Source organism: Streptomyces sp. JH14 (assembly GCF_029428675.1).
In the GTDB taxonomy this organism is placed as follows: domain Bacteria; phylum Actinomycetota; class Actinomycetes; order Streptomycetales; family Streptomycetaceae; genus Streptomyces.
Genome location: NZ_JAJNEL010000001.1, coordinates 1,415,603 through 1,434,639 on the forward strand (window position 1 = coordinate 1,415,603; position 19,037 = coordinate 1,434,639).

The following is a 19,037-nucleotide window of genomic DNA, read 5'->3' on the forward strand; positions in this document are numbered from 1 at the left end:
AGTCACGCGTAAGGCGCAGCAGGTTTGGACCGTTTTTGTGTCGGTCTTGCAACACACCGGTGCGGTGGGTCAGGCCAGGCCCGCCTCACGCATCTGCCGCAGCTCCTTCTTCAGCTCGCCGACCTCGTCGCGCAGCCGGGCGGCCACCTCGAACTGCAGGTCCGCGGCGGCGGCCCGCATCCGGTCGGTCATCTCCTCGATGATCCCGGCGAGCTCGGTCGCCGGCCGGTCCGTGACCACGGCGCCGGCCTTCGCGGATCCGGCCGCCTTTCCCGCCTTGCCCGTCTTGCCGGCGAGCGCGGGGACCGGGGCCTTGGCGCCCTTCCCCTGGCGGTATCCGGTGCCGAGCAGCTCCTCGGTGTCGACCTCCTCGCGGGCGATCGTCGCGACGATGTCGTTGATCTTCTTGCGCAGCGGCTGCGGATCGATCCCGCGCTCGGTGTTGTACGCGATCTGCTTCTCCCGGCGGCGGTTGGTCTCGTCGATGGCCTTCTCCATCGCCGGGGTGATCTTGTCCGCATACATGTGGACCTGGCCGGAGACATTGCGGGCCGCTCGGCCGATGGTCTGGATGAGGGACGTCCCGGAGCGCAGGAAGCCCTCCTTGTCGGCATCGAGGATGGCCACCAGGGACACCTCGGGCAGGTCGAGGCCCTCACGCAGGAGGTTGATCCCGACCAGGACGTCGTACTCACCGGCGCGCAGTTCGCGCAGCAGCTCGATGCGGCGCAGGGTGTCGACGTCACTGTGCAGATAGCGGACCTGGATGCCCAGCTCCAGGAAGTAGTCCGTGAGGTCCTCGGACATCTTCTTCGTGAGGGTGGTGACCAGGACCCGCTCGTCCTTCTCGGTGCGCTTGCGGATCTCGTGCACCAGGTCGTCGATCTGGCCCTCGGTGGGTTTGACGACGACCTCCGGGTCGACGAGGCCGGTGGGGCGGATGATCTGCTCCACGAACCCGTCGCCGCGGGACAGCTCGTACTTGCCCGGGGTGGCGGAGAGATAGACCGTCTGGCCGATCCGCTCCACGAACTCCTCCCACCTCAGAGGACGGTTGTCGAGGGCGGACGGAAGCCGGAAGCCGTGGTCGACGAGGCTGCGCTTGCGGGAGGCGTCCCCCTCGTACATCGCACCGATCTGCGGCACGGTGACGTGCGACTCGTCGATGACGAGCAGGAAGTCCTCGGGGAAGTAGTCGAGGAGGGTGTTGGGGGCGGTGCCGGGCTCACGGCCGTCCATGTGCATCGAGTAGTTCTCGATACCGGAGCAGGTGCCGATCTGGCGCATCATCTCGATGTCGTACGTGGTGCGCATCCGCAGCCGCTGGGCCTCCAGCAGCTTGCCCTGCTTCTCCAGCTCGGCGAGGCGCTGCTCCAGCTCCTGCTCGATGCCGTTGACCGCCTTCTCCATGCGCTCGGGTCCCGCCACGTAGTGGCTGGCGGGGAAGACGTAGAGCTCGTTGTCCTCGCTGATGACCTCGCCGGTGAGCGGATGGAGGGTGGACAGCGCCTCGATCTCGTCGCCGAACATCTCGATGCGGACGGCGAGCTCCTCGTAGACCGGGAAGATCTCGATGGTGTCGCCGCGGACCCGGAAGGTGCCCCGGGTGAATGCGATGTCGTTGCGCGTGTACTGGATCTCGACGAAGCGGCGCAACAGCTGGTCGCGGTCGATCTCGTCGCCCACCTTCAGCGGGACCATGCGGTCCACGTACTCCTGTGGCGTACCGAGGCCGTAGATGCAGGAGACCGAGGCGACCACGACCACGTCACGGCGGGTGAGCAGGGAATTCGTCGCGGAGTGGCGCAGCCGCTCGACCTCGTCGTTGATCGACGAATCCTTCTCGATGTACGTGTCCGACTGCGGAATGTACGCCTCTGGCTGGTAATAGTCGTAGTACGAGACGAAGTACTCGACGGCGTTGTTGGGGAGCAGTTCCCGGAACTCGTTCGCCAGCTGGGCCGCGAGGGTCTTGTTCGGCGCCATCACCAGGGTGGGGCGCTGCAGCTTCTCGATCATCCAGGCGGTGGTCGCCGATTTACCGGTGCCGGTCGCGCCGAGCAGCACGACGTCCTTCTCACCTGCCCGGATGCGCCGCTCCAGCTCGGCGATGGCCGTCGGCTGGTCGCCGCTGGGCTGATAGGGACTGACGACCTCGAAAGGCGCCACCGAACGTTCGATCTTCGAAACGGGCCGCATGGAACCACCGTACGACCCCCCCACTGACAACCGGGGTCCGGTCACCGGTCCCGCGACGGCGGGGCCTCGTGATGCTGCGCATGGAAGGACGCCGGGTCGGCGTAGGTGCCGAACCGCGGGACCTGACGCTGTACGGGGATACCGGGGGGCCGTCCGGCCCCGTGGGCACCGCGGCCCGCCGGGTCGTCCCAGTCCTGGTCGCCCATCACCATCAGGGGGTCGAACATCACGACCACCGCGGCGAGCAGGAGGAAGCAGCCCGGGCCGATCAACAGCGGGACCAGGGGCGCCGTAGGCCCGCTGCCGGACGCGGTGACGGGGTGCAGATGGACGCTGAGCGCGGCCATGCCCGTGTAGTGCATCCCGCTCACCGCGATGCCCATCACCACGCTGGCACCGAGGCTGGGCAGGAAACCGCGGACGGAGACGGCCGCCCAGAGCGCGACCGTCGAGGCGACCACGGCGATGACGACGGAGAGCGAGACGGTGAGCGTGTCGTACTCGAACTGCCCCTGGAGCCGCATGCCTGCCATGCCGAGGTAGTGCATGGTGGCGACGCCGAGACCGGTGATGGTGCCGCCGGTGACGAGTGCCATGAGGGTCGCGCCGCGGTAGCCGACGATGAAGATGCCGATGCCGACCATGACGATCGCGACGGCCAGGCTGGCGAAGCTGACCGGGGTGTCGTAGCGGATCGGCACGTCTTCGACGCTGAACCCCGTCATCGCGATGAAGTGCATCGTCCAGATGCCGGAGCCTATGGACGTCGCCCCGAGAGCGAGCCATCCGGCCTTGAACGAGCGCTCGGTCCGCAGCGACCGCGTCGTGCAGCGGAGGCCCAGGGCCGCGCCGAGGCACGCCATGAGGAAGGCCGCGGCGGGCGTCACCATCCCATAGCCGAAACCGTCGATTGTGCCCTGCATGCTCGTACGCCCTTCGAGGAAGCCCGGGTTCGGGGTGACCCTAAGGCGCGACGCCCGGCAGACAAACAGAAGAGCTGCATTTTATCGGCACGCCGACCGGCCGCAGACCCGGTCCCGGCTCTTGCGTTCATGCGGTGGCCATCCCTCGCCGGCCCGTCGTTCGGGGGCGGCTGTCACCCTCGGCCCGAACGTAACTCTGATGCAAGGAGTACACGTGTACGCACGCACCGCCACCGTCTCCCTCGCTGCCGTCGCCCTGCTGGGTGCCGGCGCGCTGCTGCTGATCCCCCACTCGCAGGCCACGGACTCCGGCACGGAGACAGGTGCGAGTGCGCGCACGGACACGAGGGCGGGGAGTGTCCTCCGGACCGCCGTGAGCAGACGGGCCGTGCAGCCGCCCGATGCCCCGGCCGTCTTCGCCCACCGGGGCGCGTCGGCCTACGCGCCGGAGAACACCCTGCCCGCCGTCGACCGGGCCGGACGTCTCGGCTTCGCGTGGGTGGAGAACGACGTCCAGCGCACAAGGGACGGGGTACTGGTCGTCATCCACGACACCGACCTGAAGCGGACCACCGACGTCGAGAAGGTCTTTCCGAAGCGTGCACCGTGGGCGGTCAAGGACTTCACGGCCGCGGAGATCGCCCGGCTGGACGCGGGCAGCTGGTTCGGTACCCGGTACACCGGGACCCGGGTCCCCACACTCAAGCAGTACCTGGACCGGATCGAGCACAACCACCAGAACCTGCTGCTGGAGATCAAGAGCCCGGAAATGTACCCGGGCATCGAGCGGGAGACGCTGCGGGTGCTGAGCCGCAAGGGGTGGCTGGACGCGGATCACGCCAGGAACAGGCTGGTGATCCAGAGCTTCGGTGCGGGCAGCGTCAGGAAGGTGCACCAGCAGCGTCCGGACGTCACCACCGGATTCCTCGGCACCCCCAAGGTTGCCGATCTGAAGGCGTACGCGGCGTTCACCGACCAGATCAACCCGTCGTACGCATCGATCGGCGCGCGCTACGTGGCTGCCGTGCACGCGCTGAAGGGTCCGCACGGCAGGAAGCTCCGGGTCAACACATGGACGGTCGACGACGCGGCGACCGCGGTGAAGGTGAACCGCTTCCACGTCGACGGGATCATCACCAACGCCCCTGACGTGGTGCGCGGCGCCACCGGCTGACGGCCGTCCGGATCATCTCCTCCCCCGTTGTCAGTGGCCGGTCGTACGGTGGTTCCCATGAACAGCGACCGGGGTGCCGACAGGAGCGTCGGCGGGACTGTCGAGTGGGCCGTCGTCGGGAGCGACATCGGGCCGCTGCTCCTTGCCGCGACCGGTGACGGGCTGGTGAGCGTCGTGTTCCACGCCGGCCCACCGGTGCGGGACAAGGCGCTCGGGCAGCTGCGGGCCCGGCTCGGTGCGGAGCCGGTGGAGTCACCGGGCTCCGCCCGCCTCGCCGAGCCGATACGTCAGCTCGCGGCCTACTTCGCAGGTTCGCTGCGGGAGTTCTCCCTCGCGCTGGACTGGTCGCTGACGTCCGGCTTCAACCGTCAGGTGCTCCGCGAGCTCGCGGCGGGCGTGCCGTACGGGACGGTCGTCGGATACGGGGATCTCGCCCAGCGGGTGGGGCAGCCGGGCGCGGCCCAGGCGGTCGGGGCGGCCATGGGGTCCAACCCGCTGCCGGTCGTGGTGCCGTGCCACCGGGTGGTGGAGAGCGACGGTGGGCTCGGCGGATTCGGCGGCGGTCTGGAGACCAAGCGCCGGCTGCTGGCGCTGGAAGGGGTACTGCCACAGCCGCTGTTCTGAGGCCGCACTCCGCTCGGGGACGGCACGCCGCCGCCCGCCCGGCCGGAGCCGTTTTCACACCTGCGTGCGAGCTGGCACACTCCGTAAGTGACCAACGCCCTCGACGCACCTGACATCCCCACCGGGCCGCGCCGTCCCGTCACCGCGGCGCAGTTGCCCGCCCTGCGGCGCCGGACATCGGCCGTGCTCGTCGCCGGCCAGATTCTCGGCGGCCTCGGCGTACCCACCGGCATCGCACTGGCCCCCGTGCTCGCGACGCAGGTGAGCGGCTCCGAGTCGCTGTCCGGTCTCGCGCCGACCGCGTCCGTGACCGGTACGGCGCTGCTGTCGCTGCCGCTGGCCGCGCTCATGACCTCGCGGGGCCGGCGCCCCGGCCTCGTGCTGGCGTATCTGATCGGTGCGCTGGGCGCGGGGCTGGTGGTCCTCTCCACCCTCGTGGGCAGTTTCCCGTTGCTGCTGCTCGGCATGGCCGGGTTCGGTGCCGGTTCGTCGGCCAATCTGCAGGCCCGGTTCGCCGCCGCCGATCTGGCCGAGCCGGACCGTCGCGGCCGGGCGATCTCCACCGTCATCTGGGCCACCACGATCGGTTCGGTCCTCGGGCCCAACATCGCGGCTCCGGCGGGCCGTTTCTTCCGGGGCACCTCCATATCCGAGACGGCCGGACCGTTCCTCCTGGCGGCCGCCGTCTTCCTGATCGCCGCGGCGGTGCTCGGGGGGCTGCTGCGGCCCGACCCGCTGCTCACCGCCCGGGCGCTCGCCCCGCAGGACGACCGGTCCGCGGGCGGCCGTTCGCTGCGTGCGGGCCTGGCTGCGGTACGTGCCTCACCGATGGCCCGGCTGGCGCTGGTGACGGTGGCCCTGTCGCACACCGCGATGGTCTCGATCATGGTGATGACCCCGGTCGACCTGGGCCACCACGGCGCGGACCTCCAGCTGATCGGCCTGGTCATCAGCGGGCACATCGCGGGCATGTACGCGTTCTCGCCGGTGATGGGCTGGCTCTCCGACCGCTTCGGACGGCTCGCCGTGATCGGTCTGGCGGTCGGGCTGCTGTCCTGCGCCGCGCTGCTGGCCGGCACCGCGGGCGCCAGCCACGGACGGACGGCCGCGGGCCTGTTCGTGCTCGGGCTCGGCTGGTCGGCTGGGATGGTCGCCGGTTCCGCGCTCCTCACCGACTCCGTACCGCAGCCCGCCCGCGCCGCCGTACAGGGACTGTCGGATCTGACCATGAACACGGCGGCCGGCATCGGCGGTGCGGTCGCCGGACTGATCGTCTCCCAGGCCGGCTACGGCACGCTGAACGCGACCGCCGCGTGCCTGTTGCTGCCGATGGCGGCACTGGCGCTGCGCCGCGCACTGTCCCGGCCCGCCGCCGCAGCCTGACCGGGCCGGTGCGGGCCGGGCCGGGCCGACGGGAAGGGTGAGCGGGACGGGCAGGGGTACCCGGACCGGCGTCCTGCCCTCAGGAGCGGTCCGAGGGGCGGCCGTTCGGGCCGCGGCGCACGTTTGAGGCCGGTCCCGCCGCGACAAGGATGTGGACATGTCACCGAATGCGCCGCACAGCGCCCACCCGTACGCACCGGCCCTCTCCGAAGAGGTGCAGGAGGCCCTCGCCGCGCACTGCCCCGTCGTGGCCCTGGAATCGACGATCATCGCGCACGGCCTGCCGCGCCCCCGGAATCTGCAGGTCGCGAAGGAACTGGAGGAGCTCGTGCGCTCCTCGGGCGCCGTCCCCGCCACCATCGCCGTACTGGACGGACGCGCCCATATCGGCCTGGACAAGGCCCGGTTGGAACGGATCGCCGAGGACCCGGCAGTGCGGAAGCTGGGGCACCGGGACCTGGCACCGGCACTGGCGGCGGGAGCGAGCGGGGCGACGACCGTGTCCGCAACGGCGTTCCTCGCGGCGCGCGCGGGCCTGCGCGTCTTCGCGACCGGCGGCCTCGGCGGCGTACACCGGGACTGGACCGCGACCCAGGACGAGTCCGCGGATCTCCGGCTGCTCGCCCGCACCGGCATCACCGTGGTGTGTGCGGGCGTGAAGTCGATCCTGGACGTCCCGGCCACACTGCAGCGCCTGGAGACGCTCGGGGTCGGCGTGCTCGGCTACCGCACGGAGCACTTCCCCGGGTTCTATCTGAGCAGTTCGGGCGAGCCCGTCGACTGGACGGTGCATACACCGGAGGAGGTCGCGCAGGTGATGCAGGCCGGGGACGCTCTGGGCGGCCCCGCCGCGGCACTGATCGTCGCCAACCCCGTACCGCCGAAGGATCAGCTGGATCCCGCCCTGCACGACCGGGTGCTGGCCCAGGCGCTGGACGCGTGCCGGGAGCGCGGCATCGTGGGGCAGGCCGTCACACCGTTCCTGCTGGACCAGCTGATGCAGCACACCGGCGGTGCTTCGCTGGAGGCCAACCTGGCGGCCGTACGCGGAAACGTGGCGCTCGCCGCGCGGATCGCCCTCGCCTGGGCCGCCGCGGAACGGGGAACGGCCGGGCCGAAAGGGGCGTCCGGACGGTGACCGAGGGCGGACTTCTCGTCGTCGGGGACGTGGTCACGGATGTGGTGGCCCGGCACGGGGCGGCTCTCGTCCACGGTACGGACACGGCGGCCCGGATCAGCACGCTGCCGGGCGGGGCGGGTGCCAATGTCGCCTGCTGGGCGGCACGTTCGGGCTGCCGCGACGTGCGGCTGCTGGCCCGGGTGGGTGCCGACTCCGCGGCCTGGCACGAAGAGGCGCTGCGACGGGCGGAGGTACGTCCGCTGCTGGCCGTGGACGGCGAGGCGCCGACCGCCACCGTCGTCGCGCTCGTCGACGCCGCCGCCGAGCGCACCTTCCTCACCGACAGCGGCGCCGTGCTGCGGCTCGCCCCCGACGACTGGTCGCCGTCGATGCTCGACGGCATCGCGCACCTCCACGTCTCCGGCTACCTCCTGTTCGCCGAGACCAGTCGCGCCACGACCCTGCTCGCCCTGCGGGAGGCCCGGCGGCGGTCGATCCCGGCGAGTGTGGACCCCGCCTCCGCCGGCTTCCTCGCCGAGCTCGGCGTCGGTCCGTTCCTGACGGCCGTGGAGGGGACGCAGTTGCTCCTGCCGAACGCCGACGAGGCCCGGCTGCTCACCGGCCTTCCCGAACCGGCCGACGCCGCAGCCAAGTTGAGCCTGGTGATTCCGCAGGTCGTCGTCACCCTGGGCGAGGAGGGAGCGCTACTGGCCACCGGAGGGACGGTCACCGGGCGCGTGCCGGCTGTCCCGGTACGCGGAGCGGTGGACTCGACGGGGGCGGGCGACGCCTTCACCGGCGGTTTCCTCGCCGCGCGGCTGGCGGGGGCGGACGACACGACGGCCGCTGCGGCGGGGTGCCGGTCGGGGGCCGAGGCGGTCACGACGGTGGGCGGCCGCCCGCTCCCTGATCCAGCCTGATCCAACGAGAGGCCCTAGCCCTCCCGGGGCAGACCGGTCCAGGCGGGGTGGAGCGGATCGTCGGCCCGGACGACCACGTCCGCGCGCCCGGCGGGCCCCACCTCGTCCTCGTACCGCCCGAAGGCGGGAAGGGTCCACCGCTCGCTCTCCCCGGTACGCCGTCGCAGCGCACCCGGCGACAGCCGCAGATGGACGCTCGCGTCGAACGGGAACCAGTGCCCGAGCAGCAGCGGACCGTGCACCACCAGCACACCGCCTTCGGGGAGCTGCCGGTACGGGCTGCGGGTGGCCCGGTCCGTCGCCGGGTCCCAGAGATCGGGCAGCACGCGCCCGCTGCCGCCCGCCTCCAGCGGTCCGAAGACCTCACGCCAGAGCGCACCCGTGTCGAACCAGCTGTCGAAGTACGAGTCGGGGTCCTCCTTGCCGTACTCGTAGCGCAGGCTGGCAGGACGCAGGAATCCCTCGGTGGACACGACGAGCACCGCACGGCCACGGATCCGCAGCGCCTCTGCGACGCGCTCCGCCAGTTCTCCGGTGCGCGCGGCCGGAGCGCCGTCCACGGCGAGCTTGAGCCAGGGTCCGCCGTCGGCCGTCTTCAGCCCTTCGGCGTGCGCGGCAAACGCCTCGGCCAGCCTTTCCCAGGTGATCGGTTCAAGTCGCACCCGTCCATCATCGCCCCTCTCGCCCGTGTGTCAGCGCGCCGGGCGAGGCGCACCACGCGGTCGGCGAGGGGCTGCAGGCCCGGTTCGCGGGCGGCGGCCGCTTCGGCGAGGCGTCCGATGTCGTCGGGCCATGACCCGGTGACGGTGTCCGGTGCCCCGATGCGCCGGGAGCCGCGCTCCAGCAGCCCCTGGGCGGTCTGCGGCTGCCCGCGCAGTACGGCCTTGGTCGCGGCGACCGCGTCGGCCGGCGCACTCGCGGGCCGTGACCGGTCGTCACCGCACGCCGCGGGGCTGCGAAGTTCCGCGCGGGATCCGGAGCAGTGGGTGGCGAGCACACGCAGCAGCTCCTGCTGAGCGAAGACTGCACGGCGCGCCGGGTCGAAGTGGCCGTCCGCGCGGTCCGTGTCCTGCGGTTCGCCCCCGTTCATGGCCGTACGGCTCCTGTCTCGTTCCCCTCGTCCGGATCACCGGTTTCGGGGCGCGCGGGGAGACGCTCGTCGACCGACGGCCGGCGACGGCGGGCGGGCGTCTCGCGCCATGTCACTTCTTCGCGCCGGAGTCCACCGCATCGGCGTCGTCGGAGAGTGCACTGCCCTCGGGCAGCAGATAGGCCACCCAGAGCACGACCGGCTCGGTGCCCAGGTTGTGTCCGATGTGGGGGCGGTCAGCGCCTGACGGCTCGATGAACGACGTGCCCGCGGCCATCACCTCGACCGAGCAGTCGTCCAGCGTGCGCGTCAGAGTCCCCGACTTGACGACCGCGAGCACCTGACCGCTGTGGGTGTGCCAGCCGGTGGAGCCACCAGGCTCCACGGTGATCGTCCGGAAGGTCACATCCGTACGGCCGTTCGGCGTCTTGACGTTCAGCTTCCCGGTCGACGTGCCCTTCGCGACCACGGTGCCGCTCACCCCACTGGCGGGCGCGGCCGTGGCCGCCGGCGGTACGAACTCGATCGCGGCCGCACACCCGCCCCCGGCCAGGGCCGTGCCGAGTCGGAGCTGCTGCCCGTACTGCTCCTGCCGTTCCTGCCGTTCCTGCCGTTCCTGCCGGTCTCGCCGTTCCTGCTGTCTGCCTATTCTCACGCGAACTCCTCCGCCTCGGCATCCAGGAGATCTCAAATGCCCCAAAGCTACCCAGGAGTTCATACGCGGAATCATCCGGACACGACGGCCGTACGGCAGTCGCATGACGGTCATTCGCCCCGAAGCTCTCCGGCCAGCGGGCCCTCGCCCACGACCACGATCCGTCCGTCCTTCACCGCCTCGGCGAGCGTGCACTCGCCCCGTCCGAGCGCGAGACAGAGCTCGGTATCGAGCGCGATCCGGGCGTCGGCGTGAGCGGCGGGCCCGTCCCCGTACACCCCCGCATCGACATCCGGTCCACCCACTCTGATGTGGAACTCCCCCTCGTCGAGGTGGACTTCGACGATCCCTTCATGGGTCAGCCCAGCCAGCGCCCGCCGCAGCGGGAGCGCGAACCAGTGCGCCCGCACCGCATCCGTCGGCCGCCGTTCACCGATCGCGGGCGCCCCCCACTCGGCGAGAGCGGTCAGGACCGGCAGCAACTCATGGCCGCGTCCGGTCAGTTCGTACACCGAGGCGGCGGCGGGCGGCGGCAGCCGGCGACGGGTGACCAGACCGCCCTGTTCCATGTCCCTGAGCCGGGACGCGAGGACGTCCGTGCTGACGCCGGGAAGGTCCGCGTGCAGATCGGTGTAGCGGCGTGGCCCCGCCAGCAGTTCGCGGACGATCAGCAGCGTCCACCGGTCGCCGACGGAGTCGAGGGCCCGGGCGGTGGCGCAGAACTGGTCGTAACTCCGGCGGCGCGCAGTGCGTGCGGATGGCTGCTGCTGACGTGGCATGCGACGCAGTCTAGACATGTTGTTGGACTTTCCAAGCTCAGGCTTGGTAAAACCAAGTATCGCAATCGGATCGGGGAGGCCACCGCATGGAGTTCCGGCAGTCCAGCAAGCTCAACGAGGTCTGTTACGAGATCCGGGGCCCGGTCATCGAGCACGCCAACGCCCTGGAGGAGGCGGGCCACAGCGTGCTCCGCCTCAACACCGGCAACCCCGCGCTCTTCGGTTTCGAGGCGCCGGAGGAAATCGTCCAGGACATGATCCGGATGCTCCCCCAGGCCCACGGCTACAGCGATTCGCGCGGCATCCTCTCCGCCCGCCGCGCGGTGGCGCAGCGCTACCAGGCGATGGGGCTGACCGACGTCGGGGTGGACGACATCTTCCTCGGCAACGGTGTGTCCGAGCTGATCTCGATGTCCGTGCAGGCGCTGCTGGAGGACGGCGACGAGGTGCTGATCCCGTCGCCCGACTACCCGCTGTGGACCGCCGTCGTCACCCTCGCGGGCGGCAGGGCCGTGCACTACACCTGCGACGAGGCGTCGGACTGGAATCCGGACCTCGGCGACCTGGCGTCGAAGATCACCGACCGCACCAAGGCCGTCGTGATCATCAACCCGAACAACCCGACCGGTGCCGTCTATCCCCGCGAGATCCTCGAAGGCATCCTCGACCTGGCGCGCAGGCACGGCCTGCTGGTCCTCGCCGACGAGATCTACGACCAGATCCTGTACGACGACGCCGAGCACCACAGTGTCGCGGTCCTCGCCCCCGACCTGGTCTGCCTCACCTTCAGCGGTCTGTCGAAGACATACCGGGTGGCAGGGTTCCGCTCGGGCTGGATGGTGGTGTCGGGCCCGCAGCAGCACGCGAGCAACTATCTGGAGGGCCTGACGATGCTCGCCTCCATGCGGCTGTGCCCGAACGCGCCCGCCCAGTACGCCATTCAGGCCGCCCTCGGCGGCCGGCAGTCCATCCGGGAGCTGGTGGCGCCGGGCGGCAGGCTGTACGAGCAGCGCAACCGGGCCTGGGAGAAGCTGAACGAGATCCCCGGGGTGTCGTGCGTGAAGCCGAAGGGTGCGCTGTACGCGTTCCCGCGCATCGACCCGAAGGTGCACCACATCATCGATGACGAGAAGTTCGTCCTCGACCTGCTCCTGCGTGAGAAGATCCAGGTGGTGCAGGGCACCGGTTTCAACTGGCCGCGTCCCGACCACTTCCGGATCCTGACCCTCCCTCACGCCGACGATCTGGACGCGGCGATCAGCCGCATCGGCCGCTTCCTGAACGGATACCGTCAGTGACCTGTCCCGCCTGCGGGGTCCTCGTCCATACACAGTTCGCCTCGCCCGAACTCGTCGGTCCGATCGTCGAGGGCGGACTCGATCCGGCCGCCGATCCGGGATGGGCGGACTCGGGCGCGGAATCGCCCGCCGAGTACGCGCGCTGGGCAGGTCATCTGTGCGGTATGACCTGTCTGCGCATGGCACTGGGCACCGGCGCCCCGTCGCTGTTCGCCCTGCGCGACGGGGCGCTCAAGTGCGGCGCGTACACCGAGGATGCGGAGGGGACGATCCGGGGTCTGATCTACGCCCCGTTCGCGGAGTACGCACGTGAGGTGCACGGCCTCGACGCGGTCGTCCACCGGCACCTGTCGACGGACGAGATCGTGGCTCTGCTGGACGAGGGGCGGGCGGTGATGGCGTCGGTGCATTACGCGATCCGGCGTCCGCACCAGCCCGCTCCGGGGCGGGGCGGTCATCTGGTGCTGCTGACGTCCCGTACGCCGGACGGCGGCGGGGTGCACTTCCACAACCCGTCGGGCACGACGGCCATGACCCGGGCCGCGGAACTGCCCCTCGCGGACTTCGAGCGGTTCTTCGCCGGGCGCGGGGTGTCACTCGCCGACGGCGCACGGCAGAGGTCCGGAACGGGAGCGGACCCGGGGGCGTAGCCGGCCCCCGGGCCCTGAGTGATGCCGCCCGTTCGGCACGCCGGCACTTTTAAGAGCCCGGGTCAGTCGTAATGTCGCCGCGTCCTTCCTTTAGACGACCGCAGACCGAAGCTCCGCGGGTTGGAGTCGAACCAACATCTCGACGCGCATGGGCCCGAGCCCATTCGATCCGGCGATCGGCGGCGAATGCTGAGTCTGGAGCAAGAGTCTGAGATTGATCGCGGTCTGCCTCTGCCATTTGGGCTACCCCGGCCCGTTCACGTACAGGGAAAGTACGCGAATGCCGGGGGGAGGACTCGAACCTCCACTGGAACCGCGTCGTCACGACAAGCTTCAGTTTCAGCTTGCGCTCCTCGCGCACCCCGGCCGCAACCATGTGGCCGGGGAATCCATGGTCGGCTACCCGAAGAGGTAACCGAATACCGCATCACCCACCCGCTGGTCGGTGACGTCCACGCCGTTGGCTTCCTCGCGGGCGAACTTCACGGCCTGCTGGAGCTTCTCCACCCGGTCCAGGAGTTCATTGATGCGCCGCGCGGGCAGTGCCCCGGAGAACTTCACGGTCGTCCAGTATCCGATCGGAACGTCCTCGTAGTACACCTCGACCTGCGCCGGGTGCTTCTCGGTGGCCTCCGCCTTCACATGGTTGCGGGGCACCTTCTTCGTACGGAGCGTCCGGACCGGCTCGGTCTTCCAGGAGTCCGTCGAGGGGTCCTGCGTCCACGCCTCGGCGGCGTCGAGCACCGGCAGCTTGCGCACGAACGTGTTGACGTCGGTCAGCTGCTTCTCCAGGAACAGCAGGTACGACACCGGGACATCGGCCACGAGCACCCGGCCGTCGACCGTCACATCCGCGCGGGCCGCACAGTTCGCCCAGTCCTTCGTGGCGGTCACGTCGAACAGCCGGGTCAGCGTCGCCGCGGTGTTCCGCAGCACGTCCTCGGCTTTGATCTGCACCAGCGTCGATTCGGGCGGAAGCTGCTCGCCCTCCTCGTCCTTCGGCTGGTAGGTCCGGGAGATTCCGGCCAGCAGCCCGGCCTTCTGGAGGCCGTGATGCGCCGCCGTCAGGTCCTGGTGAGCCTTGGCCTTGACGCCTTTCTCCACTGCGATGATCTGATTGAGTTTCGCCACGTGGAGGAAGCTAGCACCGGCAACCCACCTGCAACGAAGGGTTTTTGGCGAAGGGCTTCAGCACGCAATCCCGCCTGCCGCATTCATGCCGTCACCGGTACGGGTGGTTTCCATGGGACAGCCATGTCCGGCACTTCTCCGGCGGAGGTCGCTTGCCACAGTGGGCCGCGCGCAAGCCCCGCGCCCTCGCCCTCCGAACGAAAGCCCCTCCCTTGCCGCTCCCTCCCCCTGCGACCAGCCCTCACAGCAACGACCGCCCGCACGGTCCGAAGCAGCACACCGTGCTCACCGCGGCGGCCGCCGCTCTCGCCGTACTGGCCGTGGGCATGCCCGTCGCCTACGCCACGCTCGGCAGCGACGCGCCCGCAGGTTCTCGGCCCGCCGCGTCGACCGTCGCCACACGCGGCAAGGCCTACATCGAGACCCGGCTCTTCTTCGGCACCGAACGCCCGGACGGCGGGCCCGATGTGACCGACCGTCAGTTCCTGGCCTTCGTCGACGAGGAGGTCACCCCACGCTTTCCGCGAGGCCTGACCATCCAGGACGGCCGCGGTCAGTGGCGGGACTCCCACGGAGTGATCGAGCGGGAGCGCAGTCATGTACTGATCCTGCTGTACCCGGCGACCGAGGCACGCCTGCGCGACCCGCAGATCGAGCGGATCCGCAACGCGTACGAGAATGCCTACGCCCAGGACTCGGTGGCCCGGCTGGAAGAGCGCACGACCGCCGACTTCTGAGTACCGCCACCCCTGCGAAGCGTGCGGGCAGCCGCACGGCCGACGTGCGCCCGCGTGCACGCGCCGCCTGATCGAGAGCTGTCCGGCGTCCGCTGCCGATGGTCAGCGGCCGAGCAGCGCCATGAGTGTGCCCACCGGGTCCGAGTCCGGTACGGCGCGGGGCCACCAGTCGTCCTTGCCCCTGTCCGACTCGTAGCCGTACCAGCGGCCGTCCCGGCCGAAGCGGAGCTGGAGCGTGCCGTCGGGATGGGTGAGGTGGTTGCGCCAGGGCTGGAAGCGGGGGAAATCGGCGGCGGCCAGGGCGGGGCGGGCCCGGTCGAAGGGGCCGGCCGGCGGGTCCCAGGGGCTTTCCAGGACCGCCAGGCCCTCGGCGCCGCCCTGGCGCCAGGCGGCGACCGCACGGACCAGGTCGGTGGTGTTGTGGCCGGTGGCGGAGGCCAGCTCGCGGTAGAGCGCACGGGTGGTGGCGGTGAGTCCCGCGGTGGGGCGGGCCGCGGCGAGCCGGACGGCGTCCTGCCAGGGGGTGAGTCCGCAGACGGGGTCCTGACCGGTGGTGAGGAGGGTGTGCGCGCGGCCTGCCGCATCCGTGGCGAGGTGGTCGAGCGAGAGCGGGTCGCGGGCGCCGGGCAGCTGCGGGTACGAGGGTGGCTGGCCGGGCTGCGACGGCACCGGGAGCGGGGCGGGCAGCGGGGGGAGGAAGCGGTCGGCCAGGGCTTCCCGCGCCGGTACGGAGAGGGTGGCGGGGACCGTGGGGCGTTCCCGGACCGAGTGCGCGGCGTTGCGCCGGCCCAGCTCCTCGACGAGTTCGCGCTCACCGCGGCCGCGCAGCAGCAGGAGAACGAACGGGTCGGTGTCCAGCAGGCGGGCCATCTGGTAGCAGAGAGCGGCGACGTGCTTGCAGGGCCAGCCGTGGTCGGGGCAGGAGCAGCTCGGGTCGAGGTCGTTCGCGGCGGGCAGCAGCCCGGTGCCCGCCTCGGCCGCCGTGTCGACGAGGGTGTGCGGCATCTCCTTGGCGAGCAGCGCGGCGAGATGGCCGGGCCTGGCGGCGACGGCGTCGAGGAAGGCGTCCCAGCCGGTGTCGGTGAGGACGCGCAGCCGCAGTTCGGAACGGTACGGACGGGGGCGGCTGCCCTGGACGTAGGCGACGACGCGGCCGGGGGTGACGGTGATGGCCGCGACATGGCCTCTGTCGGCGTACGTACGGCCGCGGGCGAGCCGGCCCTCGTCCATCGACAGAGACTCCAGCGCCGCCACCCAGGACCGCCCCCACCAGCTGTCCGCGAACGGCTCGTCGCCGTGGGAGGCGCGGGGCGGCACGGCCTCGAAGGTACGCCGCAGATCGTCGGGGCCGGGGCGGGCCCTGACGTACGAGGGGGGCGCGGGCCGGGTGCGGGGGCTCATGACGGCCTCCGCAGCGAGACGAGATCGGCGAGGTCCCGGTCGCTGAGCTCGGTCAGCGCGGTCTCCCCGGAGCCGAGCACCGCATCGGCCAGGGCCTGTTTGGCCGCCAGCATCTCCCCGATCCGGTCCTCGACGGTGCCTTCGGCGATCAGCCGGTGCACCTGGACGGGCTGCGTCTGGCCGATGCGGTACGCACGGTCCGTGGCCTGCTCCTCGACGGCCGGGTTCCACCAGCGGTCGTAGTGGATGACGTGGGCGGCGCGGGTGAGGTTCAGCCCGGTGCCCGCCGCCTTGAGGGAGAGCAGAAAGACGGGAACCTCGCCGGACTGGAAGCGGTCCACCATGCGCTCCCGCTCGGCCACCGGAGTACCGCCGTGCAGGAGTTGGGAGGGGACGGCGCGCGAGGCGAGGTGCGCGGAAAGGATCCGGGCCATCGACACGTACTGGGTGAAGACCAGCACGGAACCGTCCTCGGCGAGGATCGTGTCGAGCAGCTCGTCGAGCAGGGCGAGCTTGCCGGAGCGGCCTATGAGGCGGGTCGGCTCCTCCTTCAGATACTGCGCGGGGTGGTTGCAGATCTGCTTGAGCGAGGCCAGCAGCTTCATGATCAGACCGCGGCGGGCGATGCCTTCGGAGGCTTCGATGAGGGCCATGGTCTCGCGCACCGCCGCCTCGTAGAGCGTGGCCTGCTCGCGGGTGAGGAAGACGGGGTGGTCGGTCTCCGTCTTGGGCGGCAGCTCCGGGGCGATGCCCGGGTCGGACTTCTTGCGGCGCAGGAGGAACGGCCTGACCAGCCGGGAGAGGCGCTCGACCGCCTCGTCGTTGCCGAGCCCTGCCGCGGTGCCGGTGCTCTCGACGATCCGGGCGTGCCGGGCCCTGAACGCCTTGAGGGGGCCGAGCAGTCCGGGGGTGGTCCAGTCGAGCAGGGCCCAGAGCTCGGAGAGGTTGTTCTCCACGGGGGTACCGGTGAGGGCGATCCTGGCGGGGGCCGGGATGGTGCGCAGCGCCTTCGCCGTGGAGGAGTGCGGGTTCTTCACATGCTGCGCCTCGTCGGCGACGACAAGTCCCCAGCTGTGGGCGCCGAGTTGGACCGCGCTGGAGCGCATCGTGCCGTACGTGGTGAGAACGAAGCCGCCGTCGGGGTCGTCGAGCGTGCGGTCGGTGCCGTGGAAACGGCGCACGGGGACACCGGGGGCGAAGCGGTTGATCTCCCGGTGCCAGTTGCCGAGGAGGGAGGCGGGGCAGACCACCAGGGTGGGTGCGGGGTGCGCTCGGTGCAGGTGGAGGGCGATGACGGTGATGGTCTTGCCGAGCCCCATGTCGTCGGCGAGGCACCCGCCGAGGCCCAGCGCGGTCATCCGGTCCAGCCAGGCCAGGCCGCGCAGTTGGTAGTCGCGGAGCGTGGCGTCGAGTCCCGGCGGCGGCGCGAGCACCGTGTCGTCGGTGAGGATGCGGGTGCGGAGCTCGGCGAGGGCACCGGCCGGCACCGCCTCGACCTGCTCGCCGTCCACCTCCGCGCTGCCGGTCAGCGCCACGGCGAGGGCGCCCACCGGATCGAGCAGCCCGAGCTCACGCTTGCGTGCCTTGCGCACGAGCGCGGGGTCGACGACGACCCACTGGTCCCGCAGGCGCACGACGGGCCGGTGGGCCTCCGCGAGGATGTCCATCTCCCGCTCGGTGAGCTGCTCGTCACCGAGGGACAGCTGCCAGTCGAAGGCGAAGAGCCGCTCGGCGTCGAAGAACGAGGTGCCGTCGGTGGCCGAGCCGGGTGCGGGCCGGACCACGGCCGAGGCGGTCAGCGAGCGTACGAGGTCGCGCGGCCAGTGGACGCTCACCCCGGCCGCAGCGAGCCGCGCACCGGCGTCGCTCAGCAGCTCGTACAGTTCGTCCTCGGTCAGGGCGAGCACATCGGGGACGGGCAGGTCCAGCAGCCGCTCCAGCGGCGCCCAGACACGGGCGGCACGGCGCAGCGCGAGCACGGCATCGATCCTGGCCCGGGGCCCGAAGGGCTCGCCTCCGCCGCCGTTCCACAGAGCTGCGGCGTCGATGACGTACGTCGGGTCGGCCAGGCTGTGCACCTGCGTGATCGCCGCGGCGGCGTGCCTGGCCGCGCCCCCGTGGACATCCGCGGCATTGTCGGAGGCCCGGGTCCCATCGGTGCCGTCGGGATCGGGGGTGCCGTGGGTGTCGGCCGTGTCGAAGAGGTCGTACGCCGACAGGTCGAGGCGGAGCGACACCCGTACACCCGCGTCCAGGCCGGCGGCGACCTCGACGGACCAGTCACGGGCCCGGGGCAGGTGCTGGGCCTCGCGGGCCGCGAAGGGGGCGCCCATCGCGTGCGCCGCGGCGGGCGTCCGGGGCAGGGTGTCGGCGACCGCGTCGAGGAAGGCGCCGAGCAGCGACTCGGGGTCGGGGAGCTGGAGCGGTGTGCGATCCGGGAGCGGCACGGCGTACGCCTCGGGCGGCATGGCGGCGGCGACCGCCCGCAGATGGGCGACGTCCTCGGCGTCGCGCGGCCCGGCCCGCCAGGCGTCGTGGTCGTCGGCCGTGAGACCGGGAACCAGCCTGCCGCGGGCCACCAGGCCGAGTGCATGGAGTGCGGCCGCGCCCCAGCAGCGGGCGGCCGGGTGGGCGGACTGCTGGTGGCGGGCGCGGGCCAGCAGGGGCAGGGCATCGGCGACGGGCAGCCGGACCGCGGGCACCGTGCCACGCCGGACATCGCCCTGCTGCCCGTGGCGCCGGACCACCGTGATCTCGCCCGTCTCGCCGGAGGCCTGCTCGCAGATGTCGCCGATCGCCGGGAGCGGGCTGCCGTCGGGGGCCCAGAAGGCGACCTGCCCGTCTCTCGGCAGCGGCGCGGGCAGGAAGACGACGGCGCAACGCAGGAGGCGGCCGGTGGCCGCGTCCTGCGTCTGTTGCTGTGTGTACTCGCCGTGCACTGCCGAGGTCATCG

17 protein-coding genes and 1 pseudogene are annotated in these 19,037 nt (G+C 71.3%); 8 read left to right on the forward strand and 10 right to left on the reverse strand.

Annotated features, from left to right (window positions below; all coding sequences use genetic code 11):
* Positions 1 to 69 precede the first annotated feature (69 nt).
* A complete protein-coding gene (gene uvrB, locus LRD69_RS06400) occupies positions 70 to 2,199 on the reverse strand; it encodes an excinuclease ABC subunit UvrB (protein ID WP_277325577.1) in 2,130 nt (709 codons plus the stop codon).
* A 41-nt stretch (positions 2,200 to 2,240) separates the two neighbouring features.
* On the reverse strand, positions 2,241 to 3,122 hold the full coding sequence (locus LRD69_RS06405; RefSeq protein WP_277325578.1) for an MHYT domain-containing protein: 882 nt from the start codon (positions 3,120 to 3,122) through the stop codon (positions 2,241 to 2,243).
* A 214-nt stretch (positions 3,123 to 3,336) separates the two neighbouring features.
* Here LRD69_RS06405 and LRD69_RS06410 point away from each other — a divergent pair, with 214 nt between their 5' ends.
* The 5 genes from LRD69_RS06410 (at position 3,337) to LRD69_RS06430 (ending at position 8,343) form a co-directional block, all read left to right on the forward strand.
* The gene (locus LRD69_RS06410; protein ID WP_277325579.1) at positions 3,337 to 4,296 is read left to right on the forward strand and encodes a glycerophosphodiester phosphodiesterase family protein; all 960 of its coding nucleotides are present in this window, start codon (positions 3,337 to 3,339) and stop codon (positions 4,294 to 4,296) included.
* A gap of 57 nt (positions 4,297 to 4,353) precedes the next feature.
* The gene (locus LRD69_RS06415; protein ID WP_277325580.1) at positions 4,354 to 4,920 is read left to right on the forward strand and encodes a methylated-DNA--[protein]-cysteine S-methyltransferase; all 567 of its coding nucleotides are present in this window, start codon (positions 4,354 to 4,356) and stop codon (positions 4,918 to 4,920) included.
* An 87-nt stretch (positions 4,921 to 5,007) separates the two neighbouring features.
* Positions 5,008 to 6,303, forward strand: a complete 1,296-nt coding sequence (locus LRD69_RS06420) for an MFS transporter (RefSeq protein WP_277325581.1) — start codon at positions 5,008 to 5,010, stop codon at positions 6,301 to 6,303.
* Between the two features lie 157 nt (positions 6,304 to 6,460).
* Positions 6,461 to 7,441 (forward strand): pseudouridine-5'-phosphate glycosidase, encoded by a 981-nt coding sequence (locus tag LRD69_RS06425; RefSeq protein ID WP_277325582.1) that lies wholly within the window; start codon positions 6,461 to 6,463, stop codon positions 7,439 to 7,441.
* Positions 7,438 to 8,343 (forward strand): PfkB family carbohydrate kinase, encoded by a 906-nt coding sequence (locus LRD69_RS06430; protein WP_277325583.1) that lies wholly within the window; start codon positions 7,438 to 7,440, stop codon positions 8,341 to 8,343. The genes LRD69_RS06425 and LRD69_RS06430 overlap by 4 nt, the downstream gene beginning before the upstream one ends.
* A 14-nt stretch (positions 8,344 to 8,357) precedes the next feature.
* Here the strand turns inward: LRD69_RS06430 and LRD69_RS06435 are convergent, their stop codons facing one another.
* The 4 genes from LRD69_RS06435 to LRD69_RS06450 all read right to left on the reverse strand — a co-directional run bounded on the left by LRD69_RS06435 (position 8,358) and on the right by LRD69_RS06450 (position 10,867).
* A complete protein-coding gene (locus tag LRD69_RS06435; protein WP_277325584.1) occupies positions 8,358 to 9,005 on the reverse strand; it encodes a uridine kinase in 648 nt (215 codons plus the stop codon).
* Positions 8,939 to 9,433 (reverse strand): hypothetical protein, encoded by a 495-nt coding sequence (locus LRD69_RS06440; RefSeq protein ID WP_277325585.1) that lies wholly within the window; start codon positions 9,431 to 9,433, stop codon positions 8,939 to 8,941. Before LRD69_RS06440 ends, LRD69_RS06435 begins: the two co-directional genes overlap by 67 nt.
* Before the next feature lie 112 nt (positions 9,434 to 9,545).
* The gene (locus LRD69_RS06445; RefSeq protein ID WP_277325586.1) at positions 9,546 to 10,088 is read right to left on the reverse strand and encodes a cupin domain-containing protein; all 543 of its coding nucleotides are present in this window, start codon (positions 10,086 to 10,088) and stop codon (positions 9,546 to 9,548) included.
* A 110-nt stretch (positions 10,089 to 10,198) separates the two neighbouring features.
* A complete protein-coding gene (locus tag LRD69_RS06450; protein WP_277325587.1) occupies positions 10,199 to 10,867 on the reverse strand; it encodes a helix-turn-helix domain-containing protein in 669 nt (222 codons plus the stop codon).
* An 86-nt stretch (positions 10,868 to 10,953) separates the two neighbouring features.
* Between LRD69_RS06450 and LRD69_RS06455 the strand changes: the two genes are divergently transcribed.
* Both LRD69_RS06455 and LRD69_RS06460 read left to right on the forward strand, forming a co-directional pair.
* Positions 10,954 to 12,165, forward strand: a complete 1,212-nt coding sequence (locus LRD69_RS06455; protein WP_277325588.1) for a pyridoxal phosphate-dependent aminotransferase — start codon at positions 10,954 to 10,956, stop codon at positions 12,163 to 12,165.
* A complete protein-coding gene (locus LRD69_RS06460) occupies positions 12,162 to 12,815 on the forward strand; it encodes a peptidase (RefSeq protein WP_277325589.1) in 654 nt (217 codons plus the stop codon). The genes LRD69_RS06455 and LRD69_RS06460 overlap by 4 nt, the downstream gene beginning before the upstream one ends.
* A gap of 281 nt (positions 12,816 to 13,096) precedes the next feature.
* On the opposite strand, the pseudogene LRD69_RS06465 reads toward LRD69_RS06460, so the two are convergent.
* Both LRD69_RS06465 and LRD69_RS06470 read right to left on the reverse strand, forming a co-directional pair.
* Positions 13,097 to 13,182: pseudogene (locus tag LRD69_RS06465) on the reverse strand.
* A gap of 32 nt (positions 13,183 to 13,214) precedes the next feature.
* Positions 13,215 to 13,946, reverse strand: coding sequence for a hypothetical protein (locus tag LRD69_RS06470; RefSeq protein WP_277325590.1), 732 nt, complete (start codon positions 13,944 to 13,946; stop codon positions 13,215 to 13,217).
* A 326-nt stretch (positions 13,947 to 14,272) separates the two neighbouring features.
* Here LRD69_RS06470 and LRD69_RS06475 point away from each other — a divergent pair, with 326 nt between their 5' ends.
* Positions 14,273 to 14,683: a DUF3574 domain-containing protein gene (locus tag LRD69_RS06475; protein ID WP_277329644.1), complete on the forward strand. Its 411-nt coding sequence runs from the start codon at positions 14,273 to 14,275 to the stop codon at positions 14,681 to 14,683.
* A 102-nt stretch (positions 14,684 to 14,785) separates the two neighbouring features.
* Here the strand turns inward: LRD69_RS06475 and LRD69_RS06480 are convergent, their stop codons facing one another.
* Together LRD69_RS06480 and LRD69_RS06485 are read right to left on the reverse strand one after the other, a co-directional pair.
* Positions 14,786 to 16,084: an SWIM zinc finger family protein gene (locus LRD69_RS06480; RefSeq protein ID WP_277325592.1), complete on the reverse strand. Its 1,299-nt coding sequence runs from the start codon at positions 16,082 to 16,084 to the stop codon at positions 14,786 to 14,788.
* The gene (locus LRD69_RS06485; protein WP_277325593.1) at positions 16,081 to 19,035 is read right to left on the reverse strand and encodes a DEAD/DEAH box helicase; all 2,955 of its coding nucleotides are present in this window, start codon (positions 19,033 to 19,035) and stop codon (positions 16,081 to 16,083) included. The genes LRD69_RS06480 and LRD69_RS06485 overlap by 4 nt, the downstream gene beginning before the upstream one ends.
* Positions 19,036 to 19,037: the final 2 nt, after the last annotated feature.